The 15,973-nt window shown below is 63.9% G+C and carries 16 protein-coding genes and 1 pseudogene; 2 read left to right on the top strand and 15 right to left on the bottom strand.

The annotated features are described in order from the left end of the window. Window positions 1-14: 14 nt before the first annotated feature. Both ACZI8W_RS21015 and ACZI8W_RS21010 read right to left on the bottom strand, forming a co-directional pair. The gene (locus tag ACZI8W_RS21015; RefSeq protein ID WP_463370449.1) at window positions 15-1,199 is read right to left on the bottom strand and encodes a thiolase family protein; all 1,185 of its coding nucleotides are present in this window, start codon (window positions 1,197-1,199) and stop codon (window positions 15-17) included. A gap of 186 nt (window positions 1,200-1,385) precedes the next feature. Next, window positions 1,386-2,246 (bottom strand): hypothetical protein, encoded by an 861-nt coding sequence (locus ACZI8W_RS21010; protein WP_463370448.1) that lies wholly within the window; start codon window positions 2,244-2,246, stop codon window positions 1,386-1,388. A 314-nt stretch (window positions 2,247-2,560) separates the two neighbouring features. Between ACZI8W_RS21010 and ACZI8W_RS21005 the strand changes: the two genes are divergently transcribed. Continuing rightward, complete coding sequence (locus ACZI8W_RS21005; RefSeq protein WP_463370447.1) at window positions 2,561-2,860, top strand: chorismate mutase; 300 nt, start codon at window positions 2,561-2,563, stop codon at window positions 2,858-2,860. 61 nt (window positions 2,861-2,921) lie between these two features. Here ACZI8W_RS21005 and ACZI8W_RS21000 read toward each other — a convergent pair whose 3' ends face one another. After that, window positions 2,922-3,389, bottom strand: coding sequence for a hypothetical protein (locus ACZI8W_RS21000; protein ID WP_463370446.1), 468 nt, complete (start codon window positions 3,387-3,389; stop codon window positions 2,922-2,924). 153 nt (window positions 3,390-3,542) lie between these two features. After that, window positions 3,543-4,967, bottom strand: a complete 1,425-nt coding sequence (locus tag ACZI8W_RS20995; protein ID WP_463370445.1) for an aldehyde dehydrogenase family protein — start codon at window positions 4,965-4,967, stop codon at window positions 3,543-3,545. 215 nt (window positions 4,968-5,182) lie between these two features. Between ACZI8W_RS20995 and ACZI8W_RS20990 the strand changes: the two are divergent. Then, window positions 5,183-5,461, top strand: a pseudogene (locus ACZI8W_RS20990) (sulfite reductase subunit alpha); the annotation flags it as partial. Between the two features lie 72 nt (window positions 5,462-5,533). Here the strand turns inward: ACZI8W_RS20990 and ACZI8W_RS20985 are convergent. The 11 genes from ACZI8W_RS20985 to ACZI8W_RS20935 all read right to left on the bottom strand — a co-directional run bounded on the left by ACZI8W_RS20985 (window position 5,534) and on the right by ACZI8W_RS20935 (window position 15,754). Continuing rightward, entirely contained in the window at window positions 5,534-6,076 is a 543-nt protein-coding gene (locus tag ACZI8W_RS20985; RefSeq protein WP_463370444.1) for an MTB12 C-terminal domain-containing protein, read from the bottom strand. A gap of 53 nt (window positions 6,077-6,129) precedes the next feature. Then, complete coding sequence (locus tag ACZI8W_RS20980; protein ID WP_463370443.1) at window positions 6,130-6,483, bottom strand: hypothetical protein; 354 nt, start codon at window positions 6,481-6,483, stop codon at window positions 6,130-6,132. Further along, window positions 6,483-7,184 carry an ABC transporter ATP-binding protein gene (locus ACZI8W_RS20975; RefSeq protein WP_463370442.1) on the bottom strand — a complete coding sequence of 234 codons (702 nt, stop codon included), beginning with the start codon at window positions 7,182-7,184 and terminating at the stop codon, window positions 6,483-6,485. Before ACZI8W_RS20975 ends, ACZI8W_RS20980 begins: the two co-directional genes overlap by 1 nt. Beyond that, the gene (locus ACZI8W_RS20970) at window positions 7,181-7,894 is read right to left on the bottom strand and encodes an ABC transporter ATP-binding protein (RefSeq protein ID WP_463370441.1); all 714 of its coding nucleotides are present in this window, start codon (window positions 7,892-7,894) and stop codon (window positions 7,181-7,183) included. The genes ACZI8W_RS20975 and ACZI8W_RS20970 overlap by 4 nt, the downstream gene beginning before the upstream one ends. Next, window positions 7,872-9,995, bottom strand: a complete 2,124-nt coding sequence (locus tag ACZI8W_RS20965; protein ID WP_463370537.1) for a branched-chain amino acid ABC transporter permease — start codon at window positions 9,993-9,995, stop codon at window positions 7,872-7,874. The genes ACZI8W_RS20970 and ACZI8W_RS20965 overlap by 23 nt, the downstream gene beginning before the upstream one ends. Continuing rightward, window positions 9,995-11,386 (bottom strand): ABC transporter substrate-binding protein, encoded by a 1,392-nt coding sequence (locus tag ACZI8W_RS20960; protein ID WP_463370440.1) that lies wholly within the window; start codon window positions 11,384-11,386, stop codon window positions 9,995-9,997. Before ACZI8W_RS20960 ends, ACZI8W_RS20965 begins: the two co-directional genes overlap by 1 nt. A 311-nt stretch (window positions 11,387-11,697) precedes the next feature. Beyond that, window positions 11,698-12,402 (bottom strand): SDR family NAD(P)-dependent oxidoreductase, encoded by a 705-nt coding sequence (locus ACZI8W_RS20955; RefSeq protein ID WP_463370536.1) that lies wholly within the window; start codon window positions 12,400-12,402, stop codon window positions 11,698-11,700. Next, window positions 12,399-13,205 carry a TauD/TfdA dioxygenase family protein gene (locus tag ACZI8W_RS20950; protein ID WP_463370439.1) on the bottom strand — a complete coding sequence of 269 codons (807 nt, stop codon included), beginning with the start codon at window positions 13,203-13,205 and terminating at the stop codon, window positions 12,399-12,401. The genes ACZI8W_RS20955 and ACZI8W_RS20950 overlap by 4 nt, the downstream gene beginning before the upstream one ends. 74 nt (window positions 13,206-13,279) lie before the next feature. Next, window positions 13,280-13,819: a hypothetical protein gene (locus ACZI8W_RS20945; RefSeq protein WP_463370438.1), complete on the bottom strand. Its 540-nt coding sequence runs from the start codon at window positions 13,817-13,819 to the stop codon at window positions 13,280-13,282. A 44-nt stretch (window positions 13,820-13,863) separates the two neighbouring features. Further along, entirely contained in the window at window positions 13,864-14,328 is a 465-nt protein-coding gene (locus tag ACZI8W_RS20940) for a hypothetical protein (protein ID WP_463370535.1), read from the bottom strand. A gap of 46 nt (window positions 14,329-14,374) precedes the next feature. Next, window positions 14,375-15,754: an aromatic ring-hydroxylating oxygenase subunit alpha gene (locus ACZI8W_RS20935; protein ID WP_463370437.1), complete on the bottom strand. Its 1,380-nt coding sequence runs from the start codon at window positions 15,752-15,754 to the stop codon at window positions 14,375-14,377. Window positions 15,755-15,973: the final 219 nt, after the last annotated feature.

Raw genomic sequence — 15,973 nt, 5'->3', positions numbered from 1 at the left:
CGCCGTGCGGTGGGCTACTTGACTCGGCGCAGCAGCGCAGCGAGGGCCTGGCCACCGCCGATGCACATCGTGACGATGCCCAGCTCGAGGTCGCGGCGGACCAGGTCCTTGGCGACACGGACGGTCAGGATCGCGCCGGTGGCGCCGACCGGGTGACCGAGAGCGATCGCGCCGCCGTACGGGTTGGTCTTGTCGGGGTCGAGTTTCGCGTCGCGGATCACGGCAATCGCCTGCGAGGCGAAAGCCTCGTTCAGTTCGACGGTGTCGATGTCGGACGGTGTCGTGCCGGTCTGCTCGAACAGCTTGGCGAGCGCGTATGTGGGGGCGTATCCCATCAGTGACGGGTCCATCGCGGCGACGGCAACCGAGTCGATCACCACGGATCCGGTAAGACCACGTTCGTGTGCGACGGACTGCTTGGCCAGCACGACCGCGGCGGCGCCGTCGTTGATGCCCGATGCGTTACCGGCCGTGACCGTGCCGTCCTTGATGAACGCCGACCGGAGTGTGCCGAGCCCGTCGAGGGTGGTCTCGGGCTTGGGATGTTCGTCGGTGGTCACGGTGAACGGCTTGCGGCCGCCGACCTCGACGGGGGTGATCTCGTCGGCGAAGGCGGCCTTGGCCGCGGCGGTGTCGGCGCGCCGCTGCGACTCGAGGGCGAACTCGTCCTGCTGCGCGCGGGTGACGTTGTATTCACGGGCGACGTTCTCGGCCGTCACACCCATGTGCTTGCCACTGAACGGGTCGGTGAGCATGCCGGTGGTGCCGTCGACGAGTTCGCGGTTTCCGAGCTTGTAGCCGCTGCGGGCACCGAAGTCGTAGAACGGCATCCGCGACATGTTCTCGTCGCCGCCGGCGACGGTGATGTCGGCGGTACCCCAGCGCATCTGCTGAGCTGCCGACCAGACTGCCTGCAACCCGGAACCGCATAGACGGTTGACCGTGAGCGCGGGGGTCGAGACCGGCAGGTCCGCGGCGAGGGTAACGCGGCGCGCGTTGTAGGCGTCGCCACCGACCTGGCCGATACAGCCCATGACCACCTCGTCGATGTCGCTACCGGCAACGCCGGAACGCTCGAGTGCTGCACGCACGGCAACCGCTCCGAGCTCGTGGGCGGGGACATCCTTGAACGCACCGCCGAAGCTCCCCACGGGGGTACGCGCGCCGTCGACGATGACGATCGGGTCGGGAGTGGTCATATCTGTAATCCAATCTGGTCGAGCACCGTTGCGGCTGGCCCAATACTGTGCACCCACACGACTGTGCACCCACACGCAGGCTACGGCACTCCGTGCCGCAACTTCCAGAAGAACAATCTACTCTCGTTCACGCCACGAGAGAAGTGCTATTCTCGAACTTCGAGAATGACACTTCCGAACGGCGGATCAGCCCGAGATACCGAGGTCCGCCCGCCGAAACCTCTCGATTGCTCGCGGAGTGCCGAGTTCGCGCCGCGCCGCGGGGTTGCAGGCATAGAACTCGAGGATCCTGTGCAGCAACACCGGATCGACCGCGTAGCGTCGCGAGTCGATCTCCATCCGCGGCGTGTGAGGAAACCGGTCCAGCCGGAACACCCTGCTCGTGCGGCGACGCGCCCACGCGGCGCCCGGCGTTCCCTCGACCCACGTTTCCGGGTAGCCGTAGTCCACGGCCTGCACCCCCGCGACCGACATCCACGGCAAGTACGACTCGAACGCCCATCCTCGCTGCCGGATACCGTCGGCACTGAGCACCAGTGCCCCCACAGCGATGCGCCCGAGCATCACTTCGACCACGAACGCCACGCATGGCACACCCAGCAGCGCCAGGACGAGGCTCACCCACGGGATGCCGTTGTTGAACAGGAACACCTCGACGGCGGCGCCCACCGCAAGTGCTGCCGCGCATCCCACCATCGATACCAGCGCAACGAAGACCGCCATGCGTGAGCGCACCTCGGTCGCCGCGCCGAGACCCCCTCGGCGAAGAGTCCGCACACCGGGGCTACCGCGCCGCGGCCACCAGAACACACCTCCGAACGCTGCCGTGAGCAGCATCAGCACGGAGAGGATCAGAAAGAAGCGGGATTCCGGCCCGAAACCGGAATCGGCGGACGACAGTCCACCGGCGAAGGCAACGACACTCACGCCGGCGGCCAATACGATCGAGATCGCCGCCCTGATGTTCCACCTCGGACGCCCCCACTCTTCCGGCCGCACCAGATCGGTCTCCGAACCCCGCCCCTTCCGAAGAATCGGCCGTTGCATAGGTACTCCCTTCCGGAGCACCGGAGGCCCCGACGCCTCCGGTGAATGCCGGTTGCGGCCCGACGCTACCGCACCCGACACCCACCGATGAGAACCCCGTCGGGAACCCAGCACAAAGTCTCGACACACGCCAGTGTGATGATTACCATACTCACCGGTCAGGTGGGGTATCCATCCAGTTCACAACGGGTTTCCGGGGGGTCGATTCGGTCATGGCTGCGGGACCCGAGGATTTTCATGTACGGATGAGTAACACCTTCGCCGATGAACACGACACAATCTGTGACGATTCAGACGAGACCGGAGGAATCTGCATGACCATCCAGCTTGATTCGCCTGGCATCGAGCGCGCCGAAGCAACACCGTCGGCCAACGACACGGATCTGGGGAGCCTCTTCGACCAGATCCGCGACCTCGATGCTCATATCCTCGAGGCGGTCAAGCGGCGCTCCGAATTGTCCCAGCAGATCGGCGCCGCAGCGAAAGAATCGGGTGAGACCCGCGAAGCACAGGCCAACGAGATGGGCGTGCTCGACCGGTTCGCCGAACTCGGCAACGACGGCAAGACCCTGGCCATGACCCTGCTGCGCCTGGGGCGTACGCGCCGGTCCTGACCCCGCTTCGACGAAGCCCCCCGCCCCGTGGCGGGGGGCTTCTGTGCCTCGCCGGCCGCGTTCATCCGACGACCGCGCGAGCCGACTCGTCCAACTCGAACTCGGCCAGCGCCCGGCCGGCCAGTGCGGCAACTCTCGCGGACGGCAGCCCATCGCACGCGCTCAGCACGATCGTGACCTGTTCGAGCGGCGACAGCGCCCCGAAGAGCACGGTGTCGTCGACGCCGAGATCCGCATGCGGCCGACCGAGCCGAGGCCGCCGCATCTGCAGCAGATACCCGAACCAGTACAGAACGTACGCGCACAACTCCGGCCCCACCGGCTCGCGCCATGTGGCCGCGGCGCGAGCGACCGCACGATCGAGCAGTGCGCTGTCCACGTCATCCCGGCCGGCGAGCAGTCGCGCGCACGGCGCGAGATCCGGGAGCCTGGCTTCGAGGACACTGCGCAGTTGCTCGGCGCCATGACCGCCGGACGGTGACCCCCCGCCCGCGCCCCCGCCGTCACTCGTGTTCGCCGACCAGTACATAGCCGCGCTTCTTCCTGTGCCGTTGTGTGTGCAGACGACTCATCGCATGTCCGAGACCGTGATGGATCGCTCACTCCGACTATCGTCCGAAAAGTGCTGAACGTCACACACCTTCAGGCTTCGCGTGTCGCGCCGCACGGCACGCAGTGCCAGTCAGCGCAGGATTGTCTTGATCTCCAGGAATTCTTCCAGCCCGAACACACCGGCCTCACGTCCGACGCCCGATTGTTTGTAGCCACCGAACGGAGCGTCGGTGTTGAATGCACCGCCGTTGACAAACACCTGGCCGGTGCGGATGCGGCGTGCGACGGCCTCCGCGCGGGCGGGATCTCCCGACCACACACCACCCGACAGTCCGTACTCGCTGTTGTTGGCGATGCGCACGGCGTCGTCCTCATCCTTGTACCCGATGATCGACAGGACGGGGCCGAAGATCTCTTCCCTCGCGATGGTCATGTCCTCGGTGACATTGCTGAACACGGTGGGGCCGACGAAGTATCCCGTGGAGAACCCGTGCTCGCGTCCGTCGAGCGTCAGTTCGGCCCCCTCCGCGACACCCTGGTCGATGTAGGAGATCACCCGCTTCTGTTGAGTTCCGCTCACGAGCGGACCGAGCTTCGAACCCGGCTCGGACGGGAGCCCGACGGTATAGGCCTTCGCCACCTCGGCAGCGATGGAGGCGGCCTCGGAGATCCGTTCGGCTGGCACCAGCATGCGCGTCAGTGCCGTGCATGTCTGACCGGAGTTGAGGAAACACTTGCCGACCCCCTCGGTGACAGCAGCGGCGAGATCCGCGTCGTCGAGGATGAGGTTCGCCGACTTACCGCCGAGTTCGAGCGCCACCTTCTTCACCGTCTCCGCGGCAACCACGGCGACACGCTTACCCGCGCGCGTCGACCCGGTGAACGACACCATGTCGACGTCGGGGTGCGCGGCGATGGCCTCCCCCACGACAGGTCCGTAGCCGCTGACGACGTTGAGGACACCCGGCGGCAGGCCCGCTTCATCGACGATGTCGACGAGAGCGTAGGTGATCAGCGGAGCCACTTCAGTAGGCTTGAGGACCACGGTGCATCCGGCCGCAAGTGCCGCGAATACCTTGAGAACCACCTGATGCAGCGGGTAGTTCCACGGGGTGATCGCCCCCACGACACCGATCGGCTCGCGCACCACGAGTGCGTTGCCGATCTCCTGGTCGTCGAAATCGTAGGAGCCGGCCAGTGCCGCGTATGCGGCGATGTTCTTCAGCGGCATACCTATCTGCACGGGCTTCGCCAGGCTCAACGGCATGCCCATGTCCTGCGACACGGTCGCGGTGAGTTCGTCGACACGCGAGTTGGCGAGCGACGAGATCTTCGCCAGATAGGCGGCGCGTTCCGCGCCGCTCAGGGCCGACCACGCTGGGAATGCCTCGCGAGCCGCGGCGACCGCGCGGTCTACGTCGGAGACAACGCCCTCCGAGACAGTCGCGATGACCTGCTCGGTGGTGGGATCGACGACCTCGATGGTGCCGGCACCATCGGAATCGACCCACTGCCCGCCGATGTAGATCTTGGTGCGGTCGAGAACTTCACTCATCTGCAACACCTCTGCTCTTCTCGCGATGATCGCGTGGGCATCTGACGACGTCCGCAGCGTATCCGACGGCTGTGACCTGCGACACTCGGTCGTGCTCCACCATCGCAACGCTCGGCGCATTCGGACAAAGACGTCTGTTTCTCATCGTTGATCACCGTTGACGCATCACGCCGACACCGGGGAACGGCAGTCAGCGTGGTGCTCAGTTCGTCGAGTCCGGCCTGCTCACCCGCCTCGATCTGGCATTTTCCCGCGACCAGGCCGGAAAGATCTACGTCCAGACCCTGATGAAGGAGCACGGAGCCGAGCTTTTTGCGTGGCTCGAAGAGCGCGGCCACTTCTACATCTGCGGCGATGCGTCGCGGATGGCGAAGGATGTCGACCTCGCGCTGCACGAAGTCGTAGCCGAGCACGGTGGAATGAGCGACGAGCAAGCCGCCGAGTATGTCACTGCACTCGAGCGCGCAAAGCGGTACGTACGCGACGTCTACTGACACACCATGGCCGAATGTCACCCTCATACACTCGAAGTGCACAGTGACATTCGGCCATTTCGCCTCGGTAGATCAGCAGCCGGGCACTTCGCTGCCGTCACCCTGGATCGCGAGCAGCGTGCAGAACGTCACGGCGGATACCTTCCACTGATCGTCCTCGAGCAGCGCCTCACCGGACTGATCGGGAAGAACGGGCGCACCGTTCATCAACAGGGTCCAGGAGACGGTCGCCGCGTCGTCGCTCGCGCTCGTGACGCCCTCGACCGTCGCGTTGGTCGCGGATGCCTGCGGATCAGCTGCCATCCCCTGCAGTGCGGGGAGGAACGCGTCACCGTTCTCGACGAGGCCCGCGCGGGTCTCCGGCGGGGTCGTGCCGTCGAAGAACGTGACCCAGGCATCGGTGACGGCCTGCGTCGTCTCCGCGTCGGCAGCGGCACCGGCCTCCTCCGCCTCTGTCGTGTTCTCGGCTTCGGTCGTCGCGGTGGCAACGGTGGTCGCGGTCGTCTCGTCGGTGGTGTCCGACGAATCATCGCTACTGCAGCCGACGACTCCGGCAAGAGCAACGGCTGCGATTCCGGCCACCGCCAGTGCCCGGCGGAGGGAAAATGTGCGCACTAGGTGTTCCTTTCGAAGGGTGGAACCTCGTCCACATGGGTGGTGCAGTGGAATCAGGATGCCGTGGGGTTCTCGGGGAGTCGCTCACCGAGCCTGGCGAACTCGTACGACTGGCGGGCCAGCCAGAATCTCAGGAAGCCGGTGATCGAATACCGCAGGAACACAGCGGATCCCACGGCAGCCACCGCGATGCCCAGCAAGGCGATGATAATGGCGTCGCGCTGAACCAATGCATCGGAGGTGTTGTGCGACAAGAAGTACGCCACGATCGCCAGCACGGGGCCGAGCGTCATCAGCGCCACACCGATTTTCAACCAGAGCCCGGACCGGCCGGAAGCCGGATCGGGGACCTTCAGTTCGGTCAGCTCGCGCGCGAACTTGTCGGCACGTGTTTCGGTCGCAGTCATCATGCACTTCCTAGATAGAGGGACGCGAGCTCGTCGCCGAGTTCGTCCGGTGGGCCTTCGATCTCGATCTCGCCGCGGACGAGCACTGCGGCGTGGTCGGCGGTGTGCAACACCGCCGTGGCGAACTGTTCGACCACCAACACCGCGACCCCCTGCCGCGCGGCCTCAGCGACGTGCTCGTACAGTTCGGCCACGATCCGCGGCGCCAGCCCCATCGACAGTTCGTCGAGCAGAAGCACCGCCGGATCCGTGGCCAAACCCCGCGCCAGCGCAAGCATCTGTTGTTCGCCGCCCGACATCGTTCCCGCCGCCTGCGACACACGCTTACCGAGAATCGGGAACCGCGTGTAGGCGATCTCCTCGATCTCCTCGATCGAGCGGCCCGTGAACGTCATCATCACAAGGTTCTCGCGGACCGTGAGATTGGGAAAGACCCCGCGCCCCTCCGGAATCAGGCACACGCCGATGCGGGCGAGGTCGCGTGACGAGACACCCGTCATGTCGCGGCCACCGAGAAGCAGCTGTCCCGAGCCGACGGGATGCGCACCACACGCCACGCGCAGCGTCGTCGTCTTGCCGGCACCATTGGGGCCGAGCAGCGCCACGATCTGCCCGGGCATCACCCGCACGTTCACGCCGCGCAGAACTGTGATCTTCCCATAGGCGGCCGAGACGTCGCGGAGTTCCAGAATGGCGTTCATGTCGCTCCCAGGTACGCGGTGATCACTCGTTCGTCGCTGCGAACCTCGTCGGGTGTGCCGACGCTGATGATCTTCCCGAGGTCGAGCACGTGGACGGTGTCGCACACCTCCATCACCAGTTCCATGTCGTGTTCGACGAGGAGCACTGCCACGCCGTCGTCGGCGACCGTGCGCAGCAGCGCGGAGAACCGTTCGGTCTCTTCTCGGTCCTGGCCGGCGGCGGGTTCGTCCAGCAGAAGGACGCTGGGCCGTGCCGCCAGGGCCCGCCCCACTTCGACCAGGCGACCCATGCCGGTCGACAGCGCATCCGCGGTCGTGTCGGCAATGGCACGCAGATCGAGGCGCTCGACGAGTCCGTCGACCACCGCGGACGCGCTCTTCCGGTCTGGGCCCATCTCGGCTGCGACGAGCAGATTGTCGCGGACGCTGAGCCGACCGAACAGTTCGAGCCGTTGGAAGGTACGGGACATCCCGAGCCGCGCGCGACGGGCCGGTCCGAGCTTGGTGATCTCCCGGCCGTCGAGGGCAACGCTGCCGTTCACCGGCTTCCGCAGCCCGGAGATCACGTCGAACAGTGTGCTCTTCCCTGCCCCGTTGGGACCGATAAGCCCGGTGACATGCCCCGGTTCGGCCCGAAGGCCGACACCGTCGAGAGCTCTGCGCCCGCCGAATGCCACGGTGACGTTCTCAACCTCGAGTTGCGATGGCACGATCGAGCACCTCCTCGTCGGTCTCGTCCCACGGGCGTTGCAGCCCCCACCATTCGACAGGGATCTCCGGCTCCAGCTCCGTCTTCGGGATTCGACGTGCCCCCCATCCGAATGCGGCCGCTGCTGCGATCGCGATTCCGAGGACGAGCACGTAGCCGTTGATCAGTTCGGTGAGTCGCAGCATCCACAGCGCGACGACCGCCACCGCCAACGAGCTCATCGCGATCGGGTTACGCAGTGCACCGTCGAATCGTTCTCGCAGGGAGGGCACGACACCGTCGTCGACCGAGCCGGATCCGTATGCGAGTCCGGCCAGCGCGGGGAGGGTCTGCACGAAGTTCTGTGTGGCCGGGATCAGCGCGACCAGCGCGTTCATCGGCCCGGCAATCATCGCGCCGGTGAACAGGCCGTTGCCGACCACGCCGAGGCCACCCACGACCGCGATGAGGAAGATGCCGAGACCCGCGACGAAGTTGAACTGTTCGGGTGCCACCGCTCGCAGTTGCATCCCGTAGAGCGCCCCGCCGAGACCTGCGATCGCGGCCGAGATCGCAAACACGAGTGTCTTCATGAGCAGCAGACTTCCACCGAAGGTGGCGTATGCGGTTTCGCTGTCGCGCAGCGCAATCAGTCGACGACCCAGCTTGCCCCGTCGAATCGCTGCGACAGCTCCGGTAACCAGCGCGAGGCACACGGCCGCGAACACCGTCAGTTCAGCTGTGCTGTCGAGGTGGAATCCGAACAGGCTGGGCCCGGACAGATTTGCCGATCCCATGTTGAAGAAGGCGAACTCTCGCCCGAAGATCTCGAGCGACGCCATAGGGAAGATCCACCGATCGAGTACGACCGCGATAGCGCCGGTTCCCAAGGCCAGATACACTCCGGACAGCCGAAGTGCGGGCAGCGCCACGAGCGCACCGATCGCACCCGCGACGAGCATCGCGAGGGGTATCGCCCACCATTGACCGTCTGCACCGAAGTTGGCGCACACGACGGCACCGATTCCTGCGATGCCCAATTGGGCCAGCGAGATCTGCCCGGCGTAGCCGATGAGCGGCACCATCGACAACGCGATCACACCGAACGCGAAGACCTGGCCGTAAGTGATCAGGTCTCCTTCACCGAGCACCGTCGCCAGCATGAGACCGAAGACGACGACGAGTGCGGCAAATACGAACGTGCCTCGCACGGTGGGGACTGGAACCTGGGTGAGATTGCGTTCGCGCCCACGCAGTTTCCGATGGGGGAAGATCAGCAGTGCGATCAACAGCAGGATCGCCGGTGCCGCGAGTCGAAGACCCGGCAGATGCTCGTTCTGCGGCAGATAGCCGGCGAGGTACGCCTCCATGCATCCGACGACGATCGCACCGACGAACGTCATCGGCAGGCTCGTCAGTCTGCCGAAGATCGCTGCCGCATACGCACTGACGATCAGCAGCGACAGCTGCATTGCATCGAGCGAGACCATCGAGGCGATCAACACCCCTCCGAGAGCGGCGAGCACCGTGCCCGCGACCCAGGCGACCCGATTGGCCCGCACCGGATTTGCGCCGGTGAGACCGACGAGCGCACGGTCGTCGACGGTGGCCCGCATCTCGACGCCGGTGCGAGTCTTGAACAGCAGAACGCGGAGTGTCAGCGCCACCGCGATGGCAATGACCATCGTCAGTGCTTGGTGCCAGCTGACGGTCGCCGAACCGATGTGGAACGGCGCCCGGTCGGCGAAGAAGCTGGGCAACGAACGCGGCACCATCGGATCCCAGATCCACCGGGCGAGCGCGATCAACCCGCTCAGCAACGCGATCGTCATCACCAGCTTCTCCGCGTCGCCGAGGCCCTGAACGGGCCGCATCAACAGTTCGACGAGGATCCCGAACAGCGGGGCCAGCACCACCAGAATGACGGGCAGTGCGAGCCATACGGGCCACCCCCACCCGACAGTGAGTTGCCAATAGGCGAACGCGGCCATCATTCCGGTCGCGCCGTGCGCGAAGTTGAAGACACCGGTGGTGGCGTAGGTGACCACCAACCCGCTGCTGATAACCGCGTAGATGGCAGCCGTCGACAATCCGACTATCCCGAAAGCGAGGAACTGGTCCATCATTCGAGGTCATTCATGCTCTTGCCGACATCGGCGAGGGTCATCGGTGCACTCGAGGTGCCGTCGGAGAGCTCACGCGCCGGGATGTCGCACCGGTACAGGCCGTTGTCGGCGCCGAAGTCTGCCGGCTCCCAGCCTTCGGACGTCGCCTTCTCGACGTTGAAGCACGGTTGCGGCGGAAGTGGTTCTGCCAGATCGTTGGCGACGTGGAGTCCGCCACCCGTCCACGCGGTTTCCTCCCGTGCCGTCTCGTAGACGCACGTTCGTGTCAATTCATCGCCACACGCCGTCGCGGCCTGTGCGAAGAGCAGCCACGACGACCACGCGCGCATCGCGGGGAGGGTTATCTGCGCACCCGGCGCATACTCGTCGAACAGCGCCTTCAGTTCTTCCACCGCGGGCTCATCGCTCTCGAGTGGAGCGACACCGCTGAGGTCGACGACGTTGTTCTGGAAGTCCGCAGACCTGCCCAACAGCTGGATGAACTGGTCGTTGTACGCGTTGTTGTTCGCGTCGATCCAGTCGAGCTTGTAGTCCATGTTGGTGAGGGATTCTTCGAGCTTGGCGAGCGAGTCGAACGTTCCGAGGAAGACGAGGCCGCGGACACCACTGGACTTGATGGCCTGAGCGTAAGGCGTCCAGTCGGTCACGCCCGACAGCGGGAACAGTTCGTCGTAGACGATGGTGGCACCGAGGTCCACGAGGGTCTCCCGGTTGATGTCGCCGATCAGCTTGGACACCGCAGCGTCGCCGTTCAGCATGCCGATGGCGCCCTTGGACTCCGGGTACGCCTCGTCCATCAACCAGGTACGAATCCCGGCGTAGTTGTCGTAACCGGGAATCTTCGACGGTGATGCCGAGACCTCGAGGTCGGCACCGGCAGATTTCTCCTGCACGGCCTGGGCCGGGAAGCTCGGCAGCAGGCACTCGAGTCGCGTTTCGACGCCGAGCCCGTCGAGTGCCGCACCACCGCCCACCAGGGCGAAGTCGTCGCGACATGCTTCGATCATCCGCTGGCGCGGCTCCATGAGTTTCGAGTCGCGTGTGTTGGCCACGAGCTCACGACCGTTGATCCCGCCGGCTTCGTTGCACCACGATGTGAAGACCTTCGCGGTGTCGACGAACTCGGAGTTCTTGGTGAACCCGATGTCGGAGAACACCCCGACCTCGATCGAGTCGGCAGTCACGCCTTGGGCGGAGCCCGTGGAGGCGTCACCCGGACCGCAAATCTCGGTCAGGTCGCCGAAGTTCGCTGTCGCGGCCGAGTCCGACTCTCCGGGGCCGGAATCGATCTCCTCCGCACCGTCCCTGCCACCACATCCGGTCACAAACAGCGCGAGAACAGCGAGCGCCACAATCACTTTGTGCAACTTCACGTTCGAGTCCTTCATCCGGGCCGTCTCCGGCCGTGCTGATGATTCGGGCTTCCACCGCGCCCGGAGAATTTCGGGGCGAGTGACACATCGACAGAGCACATCGATGCCACCCGCCGCACCTATTCGGTAATGCCGCTGGTTCAACCCCTCTACCCCGTAACCCCCCGCCACATCTAGCGCGTTCGATCTGCGATCGATTCACATATGCTGCAACTCACATACTCGAATGTCAACAACATGATTCTCGGAAATGAAATACCTTGTTCCGTCCGGAGATAACTATCCTCACGAGTATGTTTTCGAGCGGGAGTTGTCACGGTTCCTCGTCAGGTGTTCCGCCCACCATTGACCCCGAGGATCTGCCCGGTGATGTAGCCGGCTTCGTCGGAGGTCAGGAACGAACACGCAGCGGCGATGTCCTCGGGGCGGCCCGCTCTACGCACCGGGGTTCGCTGGATGTGCTCATCGATAGTGCCACCGAGCAACCCTTTCCCTTCTGCGCGTCGCAGCATCGGGGTGTTCACGAACCCCGGGGGTACGGCGTTCACGGTGATCCCGTGTGGACCGTATTCGAGTGCGAGTGATTTCGTGAGCCCGTTGACCCCCGACTTCGCCGCAACGTAGGCCGACATGAACGGCTGCCCAGAGTGTGTGCTCGACGACGAGATATTGACGATTCGCCCCCAACCGGCATCGATCATGTCGGGCAGCACCGCCTGTGTGCAGTGGAAGACACTGTGCAGGTTGACGTCGATCGCCCGCGACCATGCGCTCCATGAGAGGTTGACGAACCGCTTGTAGACCTCGACCCCGGCACCATTGACCAGGATCGCCACAGGACCCAACCGGTCGCGAACCTCGGCCAACGCAGTCTCGATCCCGTCACGATCGGTCACATCGACCCGGTACTCCAGTTCCCCGCCCGACGGCGCGATATCGAACACGGCCACCTGATGCCCGTCCTTGCGTAGCCGGGCGGCGACTGCCTTTCCGATCCCCGATCCACCACCGGTGACCACAGCCGTCTTCACGCCCATGGCTCGTCTCCCACGATTGTCGTCCGCTGCATCAAGCGTCCGGACGCTGGGTCGTAGGTTTCCGCGCGATGCAGTATCCCGGTGTTGTCCCACAGAACGAGGTCGCCGACCTCCCATTCGTGCAGGTATGAGAATTGCTTCTGCGTGCTCCACGCGAGTACCTCGTCCAGCAACCGGCGGCTCTGATCGGGGTCCATCCCGACGACATGGTCCGCCGTCGCACCCACCGCCAGCGAGCGCCGTCCGTCACGACGGTCCCAGATCAGCGACGATTCGTTCTGCGGCAGCTTGCGCCACAACTCGACCTGCTCGTTGGTGGGGTCCGGATACACGGTGCGCTGCGCAGCCTCGAAACTGTGGACAACCCGCAGCCCCTCATATCGCTTCTTCTCGTGTTCGGGCATGTTCTCGTACGCTGCATACGTGCTGGCGAATTCGGTTCTGCCACCGACCTCAGCGACCTGCCGCGCCGTCAGCGTGGTGGCTTTCGCCGGGATTCTGTTCGTAGTGTCGTCGATGTGCCAACTGAAGGTGCCCTTGAGATACTGGGCCGACGCCGTCTTCTCGGGATCGAGAGACACCGTCATGATCTTTTCGTTTCTCACCGGCTCCACCAGTTCGCCGAGTCGACGGCTGAAGGCGATCTGTGCGTCGTCATCAAGATGTAGTCCGCGAATGAGTACGACACCCCGCCACTTCAGGGCCTCGAGAACGCGAGCCGCAACGACGTCGTCCTCGAGATTGTCCACTCCCCGGAATTCCGTACCGAACAACGGGGTGATTGCTACAGACTCCATATCGGAGCATTCCTTTCACACAAGGCGGGACGAGCCCGGGGCGGTGTTGGACACCGCCCCGGTCGGAAATCGAATCAGACGGTGACGCCGGATCTTTCGAGGCAACGTTCGAGTGCCTCGAGATACTCGGCGTTTCCGCGGAACGGACCTTTCACACCGATTGCAACTTCGAGGAACGGGCTGTACTCGTCGTTGACGTGGGTCTCCCAACGCGTGATTTCGGCCTTGTCGTTGGTTTCGACGAAGCTGTACGAATAGAAACCCATCGACGTACCATCGACTTTGGTTCCCTGCCACCGCGTCTTCCAGACCACCCCGTTCTCGGCCGGCCAGTACTTGAAGCTCGCCGGCTTCCAATCGGGGAAGACGAGGGAATAGGCTTTGGCCTCCATCGTCGCGGCCCGGGCGGTGTCGACGGGCGCTTCGCTCATCAGGATGACTTCTTCACCCGTGAAGTAGGGCGAGCTGTAGGTTGCGCCTTCGGCGAACTTCCACGGATCCTGACCGTGTTCGTCGGTGTACTCTTCGCCGTCCTTCACACCCTCACGCAGGTAGGCGTTGCGGTAGCTCTCGGCCAACCGACGATGCTGGGTCATGCGTTCTTCGGGAGTCATTGAAATCCTTCCAATTTGGTTTTTTCCTGATGCGGTGGAGCGAATCACTCGGATATCTGGACATCCGAGTAGCTACCGAGCATGGCGTCCTCTGGAAGTGCCATCTGGAGGTATACGTCGATGCGGCGAATTTTCCCGGCTTTGTCGAATTCGTAGACCGACAAGGAATTCACCACACTGGAGAAGTCTCCGACGCTACTGCGCTCCTCGAGTTCGAGGAACACGACGTCGGGTGTGTCGGTGATGCGCTTGAACGAGCCTTCCCATTGCGAGGCTCCGGCCCAGCCAGTGAGGAATTCGACGTATTCGGACCAGTTCATCACTTCTTTGAAGTTCCCGACACGGACGAACTCGTCGGTTGCAACAAGTTCGGCGAGCAGCGACCAGGATTCGCTCGAGAATCCCGGTTCCTTGGCCCGATCCACCAGGGACTTCATGAGCAGGCTGTACGCCAGCGCAGTACGTGCCCGTCCGGTGTAGTCGTCCGCGATATCGGCAATGTCACGCAGTTCCACGCCATTTCTCCTGAGGTACGATGAAGCTTCGAAGGGTCGGTCAGACGTCGGCGCAGTCGTCGAGGTATCGGTCGAGAACCGAATGGAAGTGCGCCACCACCACCTCCTCGGACACCAGAAGCAGGTGATCGAGTGCCTTGTTACGCAGACCACGCTGCTGTCGTGGCATCTGCTCGTAGTCCTGCTGCAGCGCTTCGAAGTACTTGAACTCGCCAGGTTCACTCACCTCGATGGGTGTCGCGCGCAGGGCATCTCCCATCTCGTCGGGCAGGTACATGAAGCTGATGATCTGCCAGATGCATCGATTGGGGTCTCCTTCCGGATCCGGTTGCGCAAGAATGACGGTGGCTTCGCCTGCGCGAACGGTCATGAAGAAGTTGGGGAACAGGACCCACCCGTGATTGTCGCTCATCTGAGCGTCGGTGAGACCGTCGACGTCGAGACCCGAGTCCGTCAGAACCTCGCGCGTGGCCTGTTGCAGGATGGTCCGTGCAGTGACCCCGTCGGGAAATGACAGGGGCTCGTTCTCGATGCGGTGGCTGTCGACGAGTTCCTCGAAACGCGGCAGGACCCGCATGAGCGACGGAAACGTCTCGGGCAGTTCGCGAATCCCCTGGACCTGCTCCTCGGGACCGTACGTGTCGATATGCGCAACCTCGAACGGCGAACACGACACAGCGTGCCGGTCGAGCAGGCGGTACCGACTCTTCTCCGACTCGATAGTCATCACCCGCAGCAACTGTGGATGGATGCCGGAGATGTGATATCCCTCCGAGAATGCGTCGATGACGACTTTCCAGTTGCAGTCGAGCTTTTCACGCACGTCCATCACGGTGATCATCTGGTCGAGATGATATGGCCGGAGCATGTCGAGCACTTCGGCACCGAGATGATCACCCAGCGGTTCCGCATTCAGATCGGGGTTGAGGAAGAGGAACCCCGCCGCGGTGTCCACCGGCACCTGGATCAGCGAGTTGTCCTTCTTGTCGATCGGGTCAAGAGTCTTCTCGGCGAGGATCCCCTTGAGAGCACCTTCGAGGTCGTAGGACCACAGATGGTACTGGCAGAGGAATCCCCGCTTCGCCTTCCCCCGTCCGGTACACAGGGGGTTTCCGCGATGCCGGCAAGCATTGACGAAGCCGCGGATGACCATGTCCTTGCCGCGCACGAGGATGTACGACTGATCGAAGAGGGAGAACACCTTCCAATCCCCCACCTCCGGAAGATCGGCTTCACGCCCCACCACCTGCCAGACCTTCATCCATATCGACTCCCGTTCGCGCTGCTGAACTTCCTGGGAGACATATCGATCGGTGGAGATTCTCATGTTGAAGCGACCGGGTTCGAGATCGGCGATACCGGGCGCGGTATCGACCCAGTCCCCAGGGCGACTCGACGTCGCTGGCTGTGTGGACGTCATGGCTGCACACTCCTTCACGTTGGATAGACGATGCATTGCGACACGGGTGCAGAAGCAGAGGTCAAGCGGGTTGGGACGGCTGTTACCGATGCGGCCGAGCAGGGCTCACGCTGCTCGCGAGGCTGTGCGGGCAATAATTAATCACGTGATTGATTCCATATGATGCAGCTCACAATGCCACTTGTCAATGCCCGAATCCGAAGCGAGACAGATCCCCGC

The sequence above is a fragment of the Rhodococcus ruitaii genome (assembly GCF_055230935.1).
This window is presented reverse-complemented; position numbering and strand designations above follow the sequence as displayed.